Raw genomic sequence first — 15351 nt, forward strand, 5'->3', positions numbered from 1 at the left:
TTGTCCCCGACCTGGGCGCAGGATCAGTCCGTCTGCGGCAATGATGTAGCGAGCCGGACTAGGCTCTATCCCGCCAATAACGTGTGGTTCGACAAGATTTCGCCGACCCGCGCGGCCCATCCGGCCGGATGCGTCAGATTCCCGTTGTGCCCGCCGGGAAATTCCACCACCGGCACGCCGCGCAGTGCCGCCAACTCGTGGGCGGCCTTGTAGTCGAAGACGTGCTGTGGGGTGGTGTGCCCGCAGGCCGGGACGACGCGCACTGGCGAGTGGCGCAAGGCCGCGACGTCGAGGTGGTCGGCGCGGATCGCGGCGAAGTCATGTCCGAGGAAATATTCGAAATTCGCGGCGCGCTCGGGGCCGAGCGGCGGTGCGGTGACGCCGGGTTCGCGATCCTGGCTCTCCGGATCGATCCCCAGCGTCCGCACCATCGGAGCGAGCGCTGCCTGCCAGCCGAGCTCGGCGAACACCCGCTCGCAGTGTTCGAGTTCGCCCATTTGGGCGGCGCGGTCGGCGGCGGCGAGCAGCCACGGCGTGACGGGCTCGTGCGCGACGAGAGTGTGCAGCCGGTCCGGGTGCTCGACCGCCAGATGCAATCCGATGGCCGCGCCCATGCTGCACCCGAGCATTGCCACGGGCTCGTCGGTCAACGTGGACAGCAGGCGATAGACATCGTCGGCGTGCGTCGCGACCGAGGCGGGAGCGCCCGGATCGCGAAGGACGCTGCGGGACAGTCCGCGCCGGTCGTAAGTGACGACGGTGAAGCGCCGCTCCAGATGACGGACCAGATCTTCGCTGCGCCGCGCGTCCCCCTCGCCGCTCTGCGAGATCACGAGCATCGGGCCGCTGCCGCGAACTTCGTAGTACAGGTCGGCTCCGGGGACTTCGAGAGTGCCGGTGGCAATCGTGTTCATGCGGACCAGGCTAATCCATCAATTCAGATACATCAACTCTGATGCATCTGAATTGATGTAAAGTTCTCCGTCGTGGACGGAGTCGAACTGTTCCTGCTGGGCCGGACGTTGATGAAGATCGGCGAGGAGGCGCTGCCGACGGCGGGACTCGGCGGCGGACACCGCCCCGTGCTCGTCGTGTCGAGCGACATCCTCGAGCACCCGGACAGCACCGTGGGCGAGATCGCCACCCGCACCGGATTACCGCAAAGCGCGGTATCCACCGCCGTCGCCAGACTCAAGGAGGCCGGTGCGATCACCTCGACGGTCGACCCACGCGACCGCCGGCGCACCCTCGTCCGCGCGGCCGACCATGCCTCACCCCGAGTCGCCGAAATACGAGCAACACCCGTGGACGACGCGGTGGCAGCGGCACTGGCCGACAACGACCCGGCCGCACTACGCGAGGTGCTCGACGCGCTCACGACGCTGACCCGCCACCTCCGACCACGCGAACCCCGCACCGACCTCTGACGCCCGCCACGAGCCGCCCGACGACCGGCACATCAGCGAGAGGTCTTTTCGCGTTTCGCCACAGCCATGTGCCACTCGCGACGCGTCAGGGAAGGTAGACGCAGCCGCCCATGCCGAGGTAGCTACGGATCGAGCAGATCAGATTGTTCACTGTTTCGCCCGAGCCGGAGGATGAACCAGTGCTGAGCGGGTCGGCTATCGCGGCGGGCGCGGTGGCCATGACCGGCAGTGATAGGGCGGCGGTGACCAGCACGGTGGCCGCGATTTTCTTCGTCATGTTTTTTCCTGCCGTCATGAACGCGAGAACTAGTTCCGGCACTCGTCTTCACTGTCGCCACGAAGCATATGAATGACTGAATGCCGGTGATAGCCCCCACTTTTCGCGTCTCACCTCGGCGTGCGCACCTATCGCTTTCCGGCTCTGAAAGCCAACGCTCATATGATGGTTCGGCTACTTCGTTGCTGGGTTGCGGTCCGGGCGAACTCAAAAGGATGCAACCGGTGGGTGCACCGCGCGCCAATGTCGCGCTATGTCGATGCGGCGGGTGATCCAGACCTGGTCGTAGGACTGGATGTGGTCGAGTAGGCGTTCCAAGGCGGCGGTGCGGGCGGGGCGGCCGATGAGGCGGCAGTGCAGGCCGATGGACAGCATTTTCGGATTACCTTCCGCCCCTTCGCGGTAGAGGACGTCGAAGGCGTCGCGGACGTGTGCGAAGAATTGTTCGCCGGTGGGGAAACCGGCGGGCGAGGCGAATCGCATGTCGTTGGTGTCCAAGGTGTAGGGCACCACCAAGTGGTCGCGGTCGAGCACCCGCACCCAATAGGGCAGGTCGTCGGCATAGGAGTCGGCGTCGTAGGCGAAACCGCCGTGCTCGACCACCAGCTCTCTGGTGTTCGGCGAATCGCGGCCGGTGTACCAGCCCAGCGGCGGTGAGCCGGTCAGTTCGGTGAGGACGCGCACCGCCTCGGCCATGTGCGCACGCTCGGTGTCGCGGTCGGTGAGCTGGTAGGACTTCCAGCGCAGACCGTGGCAGGCGATCTCATGGCCCAATTCGCCGAAGGCGGCCACCGCCTCCGGGTTGCGTTGCAGAGCTCGGGCGACCGCGAAGATCGTCAGCGGCAACCCGCGCCGTTCGAAGACGCGCAGCACTCGCCACAACCCGGCGCGTGAGCCGTACTCGTAGAGCGACTCCATGCTCATGTGGCGGTTCGGAAAGGCTTCGGCGGGAGTCATTTCCGACAGGAACGTCTCAGAGAACTCGTCACCGTCGAGGACGTTGTTCTCGCCGCCCTCCTCGTAGTTGAGCACGAACTGGACCGCGATCCGCGCCTCTCCCGGCCACTGCGGGTCCGGCGGACGCGGGCCGTAGCCGACGAAGTCCCTCATCAGCGCGCCTCACGAAAACACTGCTCGGTACGCGCTGCCGATGCCCGCGTGTTCATGTGCCGAGCTCGCCCCGCAGGCGCAGCTCCACACCGTGTGGACGCCCACGCGTACATACGCCGAGCAGGCGCGGCCCGACACACTGCCGACATTCGCCCGCTCATGCGCCGAGCTCTCCGTACAGGCGCAGCCGCGCCAGCCCGCCGTCCGGGTAGATGTCCAGCCGCACCTCCTCCACCGACGCCGCCATCGGCGCGATCGGGAACCGGTGCCTGGTGTCGGGTTGGAGCGGGGTGCGCGGCAACAACTCCAGCTCGGTGCCGTCGTTGGTGCGACCGGTCAGCCGGGCGGCGCCCGGACTGTTGCCCAGGAAGTAGGACGTGTCCAGCTCGGCGAGCCGGATCAGTCCCGGCCCGGCCAGGCGGATGCGCACCCAGTCGTTGCCGTCGTCCCTGCGGCGGGCGGTCTCCCAGCCCTCACCCATGGACCGGGCCCAGCCGGGATACAGCAACTGGTTCGGCGAGCTGTAGAAGCGATTGGAGCAGTCCAGCACCAGCGCGCCGTTCTCCAGCGCGGCCAGGTCCAGCGGACCGAGGCCGAGCAGGCGCGGGTCGGGCCGTCCTTCGCCGTGCACCCGCAGCCTGGCCACGCCGCCGTCGGGGTGCATGGTGAGTTTCACATGCGTCCAGCGCTTCTCGTTCTCGACGGCGAAAGGATTGCGGTGGTCGCCCGCAATCGGCGAGCGATCGACCAGCATCACCCAATCGTCGCGTGCGGCGATGGTTTCCGCGGGCGGATAGTCCTCGACCTCCAACGCGGACACCGAGACGGCGGGCGGGTAATTGCCCTTGAACCACGCCGTGTCCACCACGATCCCGCGGATCACGCCGGGCACGCCGAGCCGCACGATCGCGGCGTCGTCGCCGGGTTGCCCGCGGTGTCGGCGGGTCTCCCAGCCGTCGTAGATCTGTCCTTTGTGCCCGAAGTCGGACGGCCGGTACTGGGCGGGCCCCGGGTTGATCAGATTCTCTTTCTCCGCGAAGAATTCGTCGTTCGCCCAGATCACCGAACCGCCCAGCGGCCGGACCGCCAGGTCCGGCAGCAGCGTGAATTCGTCGTCGTCGCCCCGGTCACGCATCGCGTCTCCTGTGTCGTGCGGGATCGTCCCGTTCGGATGGCCGATCACGGCGCCTCCGGTATCGGCGCGCGTGCCGCCAGGGCTCGCAGAACCGTCTCGGTGAGTTCCGGAGTCCCCGCGTCCGGGCGGGCACCGCAATCGATGCCACGGAGCACCGTGGCGGCCAGCGCTTCCGCGGTGGCGGGCTCGTCGACGATGTCGCCGCCGCGTCGAGCGACGTAGTCCCGCAGGCGCGGCACCGCGACGTCGATCGCCCGGCGGAAGAAGTCGTAGGTGGCCAGCCAGCGGGTGACCAAGTGACCCGGATGCATGTCCCAGCCCTGGTAGTACCCGCGCCGCAACGCCCGGGCAACCAATCGGTGGTGGTTGCGCAGCGCGGCCTCCGGGTCGGCGTCGGGCACGATCTGGGTGGAACCATCGCATACCCACACCCCGGTCTGCGCGGCCGCGACTTGCATGACCGCCTTGGCGTAATCGGCGGCCGGGTGGTCGAGCGCCTGATCCGGTGCGGCGACCCCACAAGCGGCGGTGTAGTCGTACGTACCGAAATGCAACGCGCTGCATCGTCCTTCGGAGAGGGTGAGCATGGCGGCCACCGGCGCGGTGCCATCCGCGGCCAGGATCGCCTGCGGGCTCTCGATCTGTAGTTCGAAGCACAGGCTGCCCTCGGCGATGCCGTACCCGCGTTCCAGCCCTACGCACAGCTGCACCAGGGCGGGAACCTGCTGCGCCGCACGGATCTTCGGCACCGTGAAGACGAACCCCTCGGGCACGCCGCCCGCGCCCTCCAACACGAGGCCGAGCGTGCGCAGCGCGCGGCGACGCTCGCCGCCGCCCAAACCCTTCATCCGGATGCCGCTGCTCGCCGGGCCTCCGGGGCGCCGTGCCCAGGCAGCCAGCACCGCGCCCGCCGCCGTGGCCGCGCGGTCCTCCTCGGCGTCGGCGCGCAGGCCGTAGCCGTCCTCGAAGTCGATGCGCAGATCCTGGACCGGGTCGGCTTCCAGCCGTTTGCGCACGTCGGGAAGCGAATCGGTGCCGTCGAGAGTGGTCAGCAGATCGTGGTGGCGGTCGAGTAGTTCGACCGCGGTCGCGCCCCATTCCCCGGGAGTCTCCTCGGTGACCCGGTCGGCCGGGACGTACACGGTGTGGATCGGTTGCGAGCGACCGTTCGAGCCGGGGTATCGGCGGCGCAGCTCGGTGTCGACCGCGTCGAGCATCGCCTCTATCCGGGCGCGGACGTTCTCCGGCACCTTCGTCATCGTGATCCCTTCTCCCGCAGGGCGGCCCAGACCCGGTCCGCGGTCATCGGCAGCCCGTACAGCCGCACGCCGACCGCGTCGCGGATCGCGTTGGCCAGCGCGGGCGCGACCGGGTTGTACGGCGATTCGCTCATCGACTTGGCCCCCAACGGACCGAGCGAGTCGGACGTCTCGGCGAAGTAGACCTCTGTGCGCGGTACGTCGGCGAATTGCGGTATGTGGTAGTGCCGCAGGGTCTGCGCACCCACCACACCGTGCGCGCTGCGCATGTCCTCGTACAGCGCCGTGCCGATGGCCTGAGCCGCGCCGCCCTCGATCTGCCCGCGGCACTGCACCGGGTTGAGCACCGTCCCCGCGTCGGCGGCCTGGATCGATTGGAGGATGCGCACCGCCCCGGTGTCCGGGTGCACGGCGACGCGGAAAGCGTGCACGTTGAAGCTCACCGACCTGGGACTGCCGTCGTGCTCGGCGCGCGCGGTGAGGTCGCCACCGGTCAGCAGTTCGGCGGCGGTGAGCAGCCGGTCGCCGCAGTGCACGCCGCCGGAGTTCAGCGCGCAGTCCCGCTCGGCGACGCCGGTCAGTTCCGCCGCCCTGGCCAGCAGAAGCCCGCGCAACGCGCACGCCGCCGCGTAGACGGCCTTGCCCGCGACCACGATGCCGGTGGAGCCGAACGCGCCGGTGTCGTGGTCCACCAGGTCGGTGTCGCCGTGCCGGACCACGATGCGGTCCACCTCGGTGTCCAGCGCGGTAGCGGCGAGCTGCGCGTGCACCGTCGTCGTTCCGTTGCCGAATTCCGCCGTGCCGACCCGGATCTCGTAGCGGCCGTCGGGCAGCAGCGCGGCCGTCGCGGTCGACCGGTGACCGCGCGGCGGGACGGTCGCGATCATCGCGGCGGCCATGCCCGTACCCACCCGCCACTCCGGGCCGGGCGCGTGCACGTCGTTGCCGCGCAGCAGCGCTCGTTCGGCGAGGTCGAGGCATTGGTCCAGGCCGTAGCTGCCGAACATGAGGTCGCTCTCGTTCACCGCGGCGCCGACGAACCGGTCGCCCGGCACTACCGCGTTGGTGCGGCGCAGTTCGAACGGGTCCATGCCGAGCGCGTGCGCGAGTTCGTCGAGAGCCGACTCCACCGCGAAGATCACCTGCCCGAGGCCGTATCCGCGGAACGCGCCGGAGGGGACGTTGTTGGTGTACACCGCCTGCGCGTCGACCCGCTTGTTGGCACAGCGGTACAGCTCCACCGACTCACCGACGCCGTGATACATCACCCCGCCGCTGTGATTACCGTACGCGCCGGTGTCGGCGAGCACGTCGACGGCCAAGGCGGTCAGCACACCGCGCGCGTCGGCCCCCGCCGTCACCGCGACCCGCATGGGATGGCGGCAGGTCGCGGCGGTGAATTCGTCGGAGCGCGTGAACTCGTATTGCACCGGTCTGCCGGTGCGCAGCACGGCCAGCGCGATCAGGTCCTCGGCCAGCATCTCCTGTTTCGCGCCGAACCCGCCACCGACCCTGGCCGCGAATACCCGCACCTGCGCGGACGACCGGCCGAACAGGCGGCACAATTCGTCGCGGACCAGGAACGGGACCTGGGTGCTGCACCGGATGACCAGGCGTCCGGCGTCGTCCAGCCAGCCGACGCCGCCGTGTGTCTCCAAGTGCACATGCTGACCCCGCGGCGAATCCCAGACGCCGCGTACGACATGCGCCGCGGCAGCCAGACCCGCGGCGACGTCACCCACCTCGCCGTGCAGTTCGGCGACCAGGTTGCGGCCGGGATCGACGATCCGGGCCGAGGGGGGCTTGTCGCCGTGCAGTTTCGGCGCGTCGGGGCGCAGCGCGTCCTGCGGATCGAACACCGCGGGCAGGACCTCGTAGTCGACCTCCAGCAGACGGCATCCCTCGCGGGCGATCGCGACGCTGTCGGCCACCACCGCGGCCACCCGCTGCCCCACGAAGCGAACCGTGCGGTCGAGCACGTAGGTGTCGTCGGGGTCGTCGGTGCGCAGCTCGTGCCGCGCGGTGGAGAACGGCACGTCCGGCGCGTCGGCATGGGTGAGCACCGCGTACACGCCGGGTAGTGCCTCGGCGGCGGTGGTGCCGATCGAGCGGATTCGCGCATGCGGGTGCGGGCTTCGCAGCACCGCGATGTGCAGCGGCGCGGACGGTGGCGCGGTGTCGGCGTCGCCCGGTCGCGGCAAGTCGAAGGTGTACGGTTCGCGTCCGGAGACGATGCGCGGCCCGGCCGGGGCGCCCGCTCCCACGATCGGCGCGGCCGGATCCGGTGCCACGGCGGCAGGATCGTCCGGAGTGAGCTGCTCGCCCAGCGCGGCGCGGATGGCGCGGTAACCCGTGCAGCGGCAGAGGTTGCCCTTCATCAGCTCGGCGAGTTCGTCGCCCGACACGCCGGCCTGCTCGTCGGCGGCACACCCGAGCCCCGCGGCCGTGACCACCATGCCCGCGGTGCAGAACCCGCATTGGAACGCGGCGTCGGCGACGAACCGGCGCTGCACCGGGTGCGGATGCTCGGGCGTTCCGAGTCCGGCGGCGGTGGTGACAGCGCGTCCGGCGGCGCGAAACGCGGGAAAGACGCAGGAGTGCACCGTCATTCCGTCGACCAGCACCGAGCAGGCCCCGCAATCGCCCGTGTCACAGCCCTTCTTCACCGCCAGGTTGCCGCTGTCGCGCAGCGCCGTCCGCAGGCACTGACCCGGCCGCGCCGCGATGTCGACGGTCCTGCCGTCCACTTCGAATCGCATCAGCTTCCCCGCAGTTCCGCGGCGACCTCGTCGGCGAGCACTCCCGAGACATGCCTGCGCCACTCCGGCGACCCGTGCGGATCGTCGAACCACAACGCCGAGTCGATCGTGTGCATGGCATCGCGCATCTCGCCCTCGGAGGGCGGGGCGGCGAAGTCCAGCACGACGGGCCTGCTCGTGGCGGCCGTGATCGTGACCGCGCTACGGCCACTGCCTTCCCTCCGCCCCATCACGACGGCGCCGGAGCGGCCGAGCGGGGCGAGCGCGATCTTTCGAAAGCTGGTGCGGGCCAACAGACTCGAGCGCGGCAGGCGAATCGAGCGCAGCACGTCGCCGGGGCGCAGCGCCGTACGACCCGGACCGAGGACGAACTCCCGCATCGGAATCTCCCGATCGGCGCCGTCCGCGGCCCACACCAGCGCCGTTCCGTCGAGCGCCACCAGCGCGCCGAGCACCGCACCCGCGGGCAACGCCAGGCAGACGTTGCCCCCGACGGTCGCGGTGCGCCAGATCTTGTGCGAGGCCAGCAGCGCCCGGCAGGACCGGGCGAACAGCGCGGTCCCCGGCCACGGGTCGCGCAACACCCCCGTCCCCAACTCACGGCCCGGCGCGGCTCCGGCGAACTCGGCCAGGGTGCAAGTCGCGGCGATGTCCAGTCCGCCATCCACGATCTCGAACGCGGGCCACCCCAGGCCGGTGATGTCGACCAGGCGCAGCAGCTGATCCTGCGGCTCGGAGAACAGGAAGGTTCCTCCGGCGAGCACCGCGGTGGACGCACCGAGCACGGCCAGGTCTTCGCGCTCGCGAGCGACCACCACCTCGCGAATCGTGTCCAGGTCCACGTCTCACCTCGTTCCTGCCTCTCCGTCACCGTAGAGCCAGTCGGTTGCCGCCGTATTGCGCGCGACGCACGTCAGATTGCGCGGCCGTTACCTCGCCGCGCGACGGGCGCCCGCGCCCGGGAACCGCCCCGGCCGCGCGCTTACGCGGGCGTGCCGTCCGCGACACCACGGCTCGCGCCCGCCTACCGGCCGTCCGAGCCGACACTGCTTCAGTATTGCTCGTCCGGCCTGACCAGGCACGACACCCCGCCCAGATCAGCGTGACGATTCTCCTCGACGAACGGCTGGGCGACGATATCGCCACCGCACCCGGCATTCCCGCCACGCCCAACTACGCGGCTGGGCGAGAGTGCCGCGCGCCGCGGCACCAACTCCCGGCCCGGCCACACCGACAGCACCGCCCGGTTCCCGATGCTGCTCGCGGCACAGTAAGGCAGGTGGGCGAACTCCCCCGGCCCACGTCCCCCGCTTCGACCGGCACAGGCCGTACGGCGACAGCACCCGCTGCCGGTAGGCCGATCCCGCACTCCGGCAGGGCCGCCGAGGGCTGCTGCGCGCGAGTCGCTCACCCCGCCTTCGCGAGCAGCTTCGCCTGCGCCCGCGCCACCTCGGCGGCGACCACGTCGGTGTCGACCGTCCGCACCTCGCCGTCGCGCACCACCTCGCGCCCGTTCACCAGCAGCGCCGCCAGCGGTGGAGGCGAGCCGAGCACCAGTGCGGTCACCGGATCCGCGATCCCGGCGTGCGCGGCGGTGTCCAGCCGCCACAGCGCCAGGTCCGCCAGCTTGCCGACCTCGATCGAACCGATGTCGGCGGCGCGGCCGAGCACCCGCGCGCCGCCCATGGTGGCCAGTTCCAGCGCGGTGCGCACGGTCATCGCGTGCGGGCCGCCCCGATTGCGCGCCCACAGCAAGGCGTGGCGCGGCTCCTCGATCATCGAACCGGCCTCGTTGCTCGCCGCGCCGTCCACGCCGAGCCCCACCGCAACGCCCGCGCGGACCAGGTCGGCCACGCGGGCGATGCCCGCGCCGAGCCGCGCGTTCGACGTGGGGCAATGCGCCACGCCGGTACCGGTCTCCGCGAGGGCGGCGAGCGCGTCGTCGTCCAGGTGGACGGCGTGCGCGTACCAGACGTCCGGACCGAACCAGTCCAGCCCCTGCAGGTACCGCGCGGGCGTACAGCCGAAGGTCGCCAGGCAATAGTCCTGCTCGTCGATGGTCTCGGCGAGGTGGGTGTGCAGCTGGACCCCGAGCTCGCGGGCCAGCGCCGCCGACTCGCGCAGCAGGTCGGGGGTGACCGAGAAGGGCGAACACGGCGCGAGCGCGATCCGCAGCATGGCGTCGGACGACGGGTCGTGCCACCGCGCGACGGCCTCCGCGCTCGCGGCGAGGATGTCGTCCAGGCGTTCCACCAGGTGATCGGGCGGCAGGCCGCCCGCGCTCGCGCCCAGATCCATCGAGCCGCGACAGGGATGGAACCGCAGGCCCACCTGCGCCGCCGCGGCGATCTCGGCGGCGAGCGGGTCACCGCCGTCGCGCGGGAACACGTAGTGGTGATCGGTGGTGGTGGTGCACCCGGTGCGCGCGAGAGTGGCGAGCGCACCGGTGGCGGCCACGCGCACCCCGTCCTCGTCGATGCCCGCCCAGACCGGATAGAGCGTGGTGAGCCATTCGAACAGCGTGTGGTCGGTGGCCAGGCCGCGGGTGATCCATTGGTAGAGGTGCTGGTGGGTGTTCACCAACCCGGGCGTCAGCAGGCAGCCGCGCCCGTCGACGTGCCGCGCGTCCGCGCCGAGGTCCGGCGGATCCCCCGCGCCGACCGCGTCGATCCGGTTGCCCCGCACGACGACGTACCCGCGGGCGTACTCGGTCCCCTGGGCGTCGACGGTCGCGACGGCGCAGTCCGCGATGACGGTCACCTGCTCCACGCGGGACCCGCTTCCGGCGCGTCGGCCCGCGCAACGGTGGCGTGGATCAGCCCGTAGGGGCGGTCGTCGGCGTGGTAGACCTCCCCGTGGTTCTCGATGCCGAAGCGGCCCAAGTCGTAGTCGAAGTGATGCTTGTTCGGCGCCGCGAGCCGGATCTCGGCCAGCACCGGATACGCGGTCAGCGCGGCCTTGCCCATCTCGAACAGCGTCTGCTGCAACGCCTTCGAATGCAGCGTCGCGAAGGTCTCCACCAGCCGCGCCCGCACGCCGGTGTAGACCTCGTCCCAGTCGATGCCCGCGCTGCTCGCGAAACGCCATTCGGCGATCAGTGACGTAGCCAGCATCCGATCACGGGTCGGCGCGAGCACGGTGAACTCGTCGTTCAGGAAGTCGGCGAACTCCGAGCCGGTCGACTTGAGGATGATCAGGTCCTTCACCCCGCCGACGACCCAGGCCCGCCGCTCGGCGCCCTTCCCCGCCACGGTGACCGCCGCGGTGCGCACTTCCGGTCCCTGCCGCACCCAGGTGTGATCATGTTCCACACCGTCGACCGTCACGCGCTGCCAGGCGTATTCGTCGACCTCGATACGCGCGCTGCGCACCGGTTCGATCTCGGCGACGAAATGATCGGCCAGCGCGAGCGCGTAGCCCTCGATGGCCCGCAACCCGGGCCGCTTCGCGAAGGCATAGGCCGTCTGCTTCTGTGAGTCGGTGGGCAGGACCTTCGCCTGGTCGCCCGCGACGTACGCGTCGGCGAAATCGCCGCGCAGCACCGTGGACACGTTCACGTCGCGAATCTCGTGCCGTGCGCTCTGCCGGTGGATCCGGACGACCCGGTTCTCCGCCTTGCCGTATCGGTGGTCGGTCAGCACGATGGGCCCGGTCAGTTCCATGCTCAGCTCCCTCGATAGGTGGAAAAGGCGAAGGGCGACAACAGCAATGGGACGTGATAGCGCCGTTCCTCCGTCACGGCGAACGCGATGCTCACCTCGGGATAGAAGGTCTCCACCCCCTGACCCGCGAAGTAGGCGCCGGTGTCGAACACCAACCGATAGGTTCCGGCTTCGAGCGCTTCGCCCAATGCCCGGATTCGCCCGTCCGCGCCTGTTTCGCCCGAATCGAGCTGCCGCTCCTGCTGGTACAACGTCACCGTGACACCCGCGGCGGGCACGCCGCGCACCGCGTCCAGCACATGGGTGCTCAGCGTGCTCATGACAGCTCCGCCAGCAGCGCCCGCAGCCGGATCCGATTGATCTTGCCCAATTCTGTTCGCACGACCTGCCTTTCGGTCTCGGGATCATTGCGTAACCGGGCAGTGAGCAGCGCGAGCAGCTCCTCACCCGACTTTCCGCTCGCACACACCAGGTAGATGTGCCCGAACCGTTCCTCGTATGCGCGGTTGCCCTCGGCGAGCGCCGCGCGTACCGCGTCGGCCGCACCCGCCACTCCGGCCTGCTCCCGCGCCGAAGCGGCGGAATGCGGTCGTTCGCCGATCCTGGGGTGACCTGCCATGGCCGAGTCGAGCTCGGACTCCGGCAGCCGTGCCAACGCTCCGTCCGCCGCCTCGAGCAGCGCCTCGACACTCCGGTACGGACGGCCCGCGACCAGCGACCGCGCGAACTCCGGCGACGAGCAGCAGCCGAGCGCCGCCCGGTAGGCCGCGTCGGCGGACAGCGCGTCGAACGCCGCGATACCGCGTCGCTGATCCGTCATCGGACCAGCATCGAATACGACCGGACGAGCCGCCACCGGAAGCGGAGGGATCGCCTTCGGCGTGTCGCTCCGGAACCACGCCTGAGCACCGGTTTCCCATCATGCGGCGCAGACCGGCCGGTATTACCTTTGAGGCATGGCCGACCCTGATCGCCCCGCCGTCGCACCCTGCGCGGGCGTCGTGCTCGCCGCGGGCGCCGGAACCCGCTACGGAAAACCCAAAGTGCTCGCCGAGGACGGCGCCTGGCTACGGTCCACGGTCGCCGCGCTGCGCGGCGGAGGTTGCGACCCGGTCATCGTGGTCCTCGGCGCGACCGGCCCGACGCCGGGGATCGTCGACCTGCCGCCGGGCGTACGGCACGTCTGGGCGGCGGACTGGGCGACCGGACTGAGCGCATCGCTACGGGCGGGCCTGATCGCCGCGGCCGGCACCCCCGCGCGCTACGCCGCGATCATGCCGGTGGACACCCCCGATGTCGGCGCCGACGCGGTCGCCCGGGTGCTCGCCGCCGCGCTCGCGGCACCCAGCGGTCTGGCACGCGCTGTGTTCCACGACACACCTGGACACCCTGTTGTTATAGCCCACAAGCACTGGAATGCGGTTTGTGGGTCGGCCGCAGGAGATTCCGGCGCCCGCACCTATTTGACCGGCAGAAACGATATGGTGTGCGTCACGTGCGACGATTTGGCGACGGGCGTCGATCGTGACTTCCCGGCCACGACCGCACGGTGATCGGAGCTAGCTGATGCGGGACATCGTCGACGACCTGTTGCGGGTGTGGTACTCGGGCCGGACCGGCGGACTCGGCACCATCGTGCGCACCGTGGGCTCCGCGCCCTTACCGGTGGGCTCGGCGATGCTGGTCGACCCGGACGGGGGCGTCTACGGATCGGTCGCCGCGGGCGGGCTGGAGGACATCGCCTACGAGTCCGTGCTCCAGGCCGCGCGGACCGGCCGCCGCGCGATGCACCGTTTCGGCGTGGCCGGCGGCGTGGACGGGGGCGCGCACGGCGAGGGAATGATGGACGTCTTCACCGAACCGTTCTCTCGAAGACACTTCCCGGAGTTCCCGGAGGTCGCCGCCGAGATCGCGGCCCACCGCAGGGTCACCGTCTTCACGGTGGTGTGGAACTCCGATGCCGACCTGATCGGCCAGCACCTGATCACCGACAAGCGGCACGCCACCGAATTGGTCGCGCTACCCGATTCCGATGTCTTCGTCGCCTCGTTCGCTCCGCCGCCGCGCCTGATCATCTTCGGCGCCAATTCCTTCGCCGCCGCACTCACCGTGCAGGCCAGGTTGCTCGGTTACCGAGTGACCATCTGCGACTCTCGCCCCAATTTCGCTACGCCGGAATCGTTTCCCGGCGCCGAGGTGGTGGTCGACTGGCCGCACCGCTACCTCAACATCCTCTCCTCGGCAGGTGAAATCGACAGCAGCACAGCCATAGTCGTGCTGTCGCACGATCCCACATTCGAAATTCCACTACTCACCGTGGCGCTGCGACTACCCGAGGTCGGCTATCTCGGCGCCATGGGGTCACGCCAGGTGCACATCCGGCGCATGGAGGACCTGCGCGCAGGTGGTTTCGGCGAGGAGACGCTGTCGCGGCTGCACTCGCCCGCGGGATTCGACATCGGCGCACGCACCGCGCCCGAGATGGCCGTCGCGATCGCGGCCGAACTGCTGGCCGCCCGCGCCGCGCAGCCGGTGCGAGCGGTCGATCCGTACAGCGGCGAAATCCCGATCACGCCGAAAACCGCTGTGGGTCTCTGATCATTTCAGGCCGGGGTGCTCGGCATACACCTCGCGCAATACGGACAGGTCGAACAGTTGCGCGGCCTTGATGTCTATTTTCGCGGCACGCAGCGCGGCGATGTTCTGTTCGATCAGGGCGTCGGTCATCGAGAGCAGTCCGCCCGTGGCGGTATCCGCCGAAACCACTAGATCGTTCTGCGCGACAGCCTCTTTCGTCTGCTCGGCGAGATCGAGCTTCTGATCCTTGCCGTACACCTCGACCGCGAGCCGGGCCGCTTCGGCCGGATCGGCCACCGCGTCCTTCCAGCCCTTGATCTCGGCGGCCAGAAACGCCTTCAACTTGTCGCGCTCTTTGTCGATGGTGGACTGCGCGACCGTGAGCGTCTCGGCGACCAGCGGCAGATTGAAGTCGGCGAATAAGAAGTGTGTGTTCTGGAAGCCCTTGGCCGCCAGCGTGATCGGTTCGTTCGTCACGTAGCTGACCCATCCGTCGACCTCCCCGTTGGCCAGCGGGGTCGGGTCGAATTGGGCGGGCACGACGGTGACATCGCCCGGCTTCAACCCGTTGGCGGTGAGCAGCGCGTTGAAGATCAACTGGTTGGTGTCCTGCACACCGATCTTGCGGCCCTTCATGTCCTCGGGCGACTTGATCGGTTTCGCCGCGGAGGACACGATCGCGAACGGGTTCTTCTGATACGTGGTGGCGACGATCTTGGCGGGCAGGCCCTCCAGGATCGCGGGTGCGGTGGTCTGCGGCGCGGACAGGCCCAGCCACACCTTCCCGGTATCCAATCCGGCCTCTACCGACGTGCTGGCCGCGCCGCCCGCGATCAAGTCGACCGAGCCGAAACCCGCCTCCTTGAAATAGCCTTTCGAGTCGGCGAAGTATTCGCCCGCGAATTCGATGTTCTTCAGCCAGGAAAGCTGCACCGCGACGCCGCCGTATTTCGATCCGTCCGCGGTGGTACCGCCCGGCGAATCACCGGAGCTCCCTCCGCAGGCGGCCAGTGCGCCCGCACCGCCGAGCGCGGCGCCGGCGAATGCGGAGTAACGGAGGAAGGAGCGTCGGTTCAGGTGCCCGAACGTGGAGCGGTGCGCGGGTGTCATGGGCCGAATCTAAGCGCAGCGCGTTTCATTCTCTT

At 69.8% G+C, this 15351-nt stretch carries 15 protein-coding genes; 3 read left to right on the top strand and 12 right to left on the bottom strand.

The window, feature by feature from the left end; genetic code table 11:
• Positions 1–65: 65 nt before the first annotated feature.
• Positions 66–914, bottom strand: a complete 849-nt coding sequence (locus tag AB0L97_RS00790) for an alpha/beta fold hydrolase (RefSeq protein WP_364424402.1) — start codon at positions 912–914, stop codon at positions 66–68.
• Positions 915–986: 72 nt separating this feature from the next.
• Here AB0L97_RS00790 and AB0L97_RS00795 point away from each other — a divergent pair, with 72 nt between their 5' ends.
• Positions 987–1427 (top strand): helix-turn-helix domain-containing protein, encoded by a 441-nt coding sequence (locus AB0L97_RS00795; RefSeq protein ID WP_364424404.1) that lies wholly within the window; start codon positions 987–989, stop codon positions 1425–1427.
• 85 nt (positions 1428–1512) lie between these two features.
• Here AB0L97_RS00795 and AB0L97_RS00800 read toward each other — a convergent pair whose 3' ends face one another.
• From AB0L97_RS00800 to uraD, 10 genes are all read right to left on the bottom strand, one after another.
• Positions 1513–1704: a hypothetical protein gene (locus AB0L97_RS00800; protein WP_364424406.1), complete on the bottom strand. Its 192-nt coding sequence runs from the start codon at positions 1702–1704 to the stop codon at positions 1513–1515.
• Positions 1705–1911: 207 nt separating this feature from the next.
• Positions 1912–2814, bottom strand: coding sequence for an allantoinase PuuE (gene puuE, locus AB0L97_RS00805; RefSeq protein ID WP_364424408.1), 903 nt, complete (start codon positions 2812–2814; stop codon positions 1912–1914).
• A gap of 157 nt (positions 2815–2971) precedes the next feature.
• The gene (gene alc / locus AB0L97_RS00810) at positions 2972–3949 is read right to left on the bottom strand and encodes an allantoicase (protein WP_355071820.1); all 978 of its coding nucleotides are present in this window, start codon (positions 3947–3949) and stop codon (positions 2972–2974) included.
• A gap of 44 nt (positions 3950–3993) precedes the next feature.
• A complete protein-coding gene (locus AB0L97_RS00815; RefSeq protein ID WP_364424410.1) occupies positions 3994–5208 on the bottom strand; it encodes an aldolase/citrate lyase family protein in 1215 nt (404 codons plus the stop codon).
• Positions 5205–7967 (bottom strand): molybdopterin cofactor-binding domain-containing protein, encoded by a 2763-nt coding sequence (locus AB0L97_RS00820; RefSeq protein ID WP_364424412.1) that lies wholly within the window; start codon positions 7965–7967, stop codon positions 5205–5207. The genes AB0L97_RS00815 and AB0L97_RS00820 overlap by 4 nt, the downstream gene beginning before the upstream one ends.
• A complete protein-coding gene (locus AB0L97_RS00825) occupies positions 7967–8809 on the bottom strand; it encodes an FAD binding domain-containing protein (RefSeq protein ID WP_364424414.1) in 843 nt (280 codons plus the stop codon). The genes AB0L97_RS00820 and AB0L97_RS00825 overlap by 1 nt, the downstream gene beginning before the upstream one ends.
• 565 nt (positions 8810–9374) lie before the next feature.
• Entirely contained in the window at positions 9375–10736 is a 1362-nt protein-coding gene (locus AB0L97_RS00830; protein WP_364424416.1) for an 8-oxoguanine deaminase, read from the bottom strand.
• Positions 10724–11629: a factor-independent urate hydroxylase gene (gene pucL / locus AB0L97_RS00835; protein WP_364424418.1), complete on the bottom strand. Its 906-nt coding sequence runs from the start codon at positions 11627–11629 to the stop codon at positions 10724–10726. The genes AB0L97_RS00830 and pucL overlap by 13 nt, the downstream gene beginning before the upstream one ends.
• A 2-nt stretch (positions 11630–11631) precedes the next feature.
• Positions 11632–11949 carry a hydroxyisourate hydrolase gene (gene uraH / locus AB0L97_RS00840; protein ID WP_355071813.1) on the bottom strand — a complete coding sequence of 106 codons (318 nt, stop codon included), beginning with the start codon at positions 11947–11949 and terminating at the stop codon, positions 11632–11634.
• Entirely contained in the window at positions 11946–12449 is a 504-nt protein-coding gene (gene uraD, locus AB0L97_RS00845; RefSeq protein ID WP_364424421.1) for a 2-oxo-4-hydroxy-4-carboxy-5-ureidoimidazoline decarboxylase, read from the bottom strand. The genes uraH and uraD overlap by 4 nt, the downstream gene beginning before the upstream one ends.
• Positions 12450–12585: 136 nt before the next feature.
• Between uraD and AB0L97_RS00850 the strand changes: the two genes are divergently transcribed.
• Both AB0L97_RS00850 and AB0L97_RS00855 read left to right on the top strand, forming a co-directional pair.
• Entirely contained in the window at positions 12586–13182 is a 597-nt protein-coding gene (locus AB0L97_RS00850) for an NTP transferase domain-containing protein (RefSeq protein WP_355071810.1), read from the top strand.
• A gap of 13 nt (positions 13183–13195) precedes the next feature.
• Complete coding sequence (locus tag AB0L97_RS00855) at positions 13196–14227, top strand: XdhC family protein (protein ID WP_364424423.1); 1032 nt, start codon at positions 13196–13198, stop codon at positions 14225–14227.
• Here the strand turns inward: AB0L97_RS00855 and AB0L97_RS00860 are convergent, their stop codons facing one another.
• Positions 14228–15316 (bottom strand): ABC transporter substrate-binding protein, encoded by a 1089-nt coding sequence (locus AB0L97_RS00860; RefSeq protein WP_364424425.1) that lies wholly within the window; start codon positions 15314–15316, stop codon positions 14228–14230. It abuts the gene before it with no gap.
• Positions 15317–15351 lie beyond the last annotated feature (35 nt).

The organism is Nocardia sp. NPDC051911 (assembly GCF_040681035.1).
GTDB lineage: Bacteria > Actinomycetota > Actinomycetes > Mycobacteriales > Mycobacteriaceae > Nocardia > Nocardia sichangensis.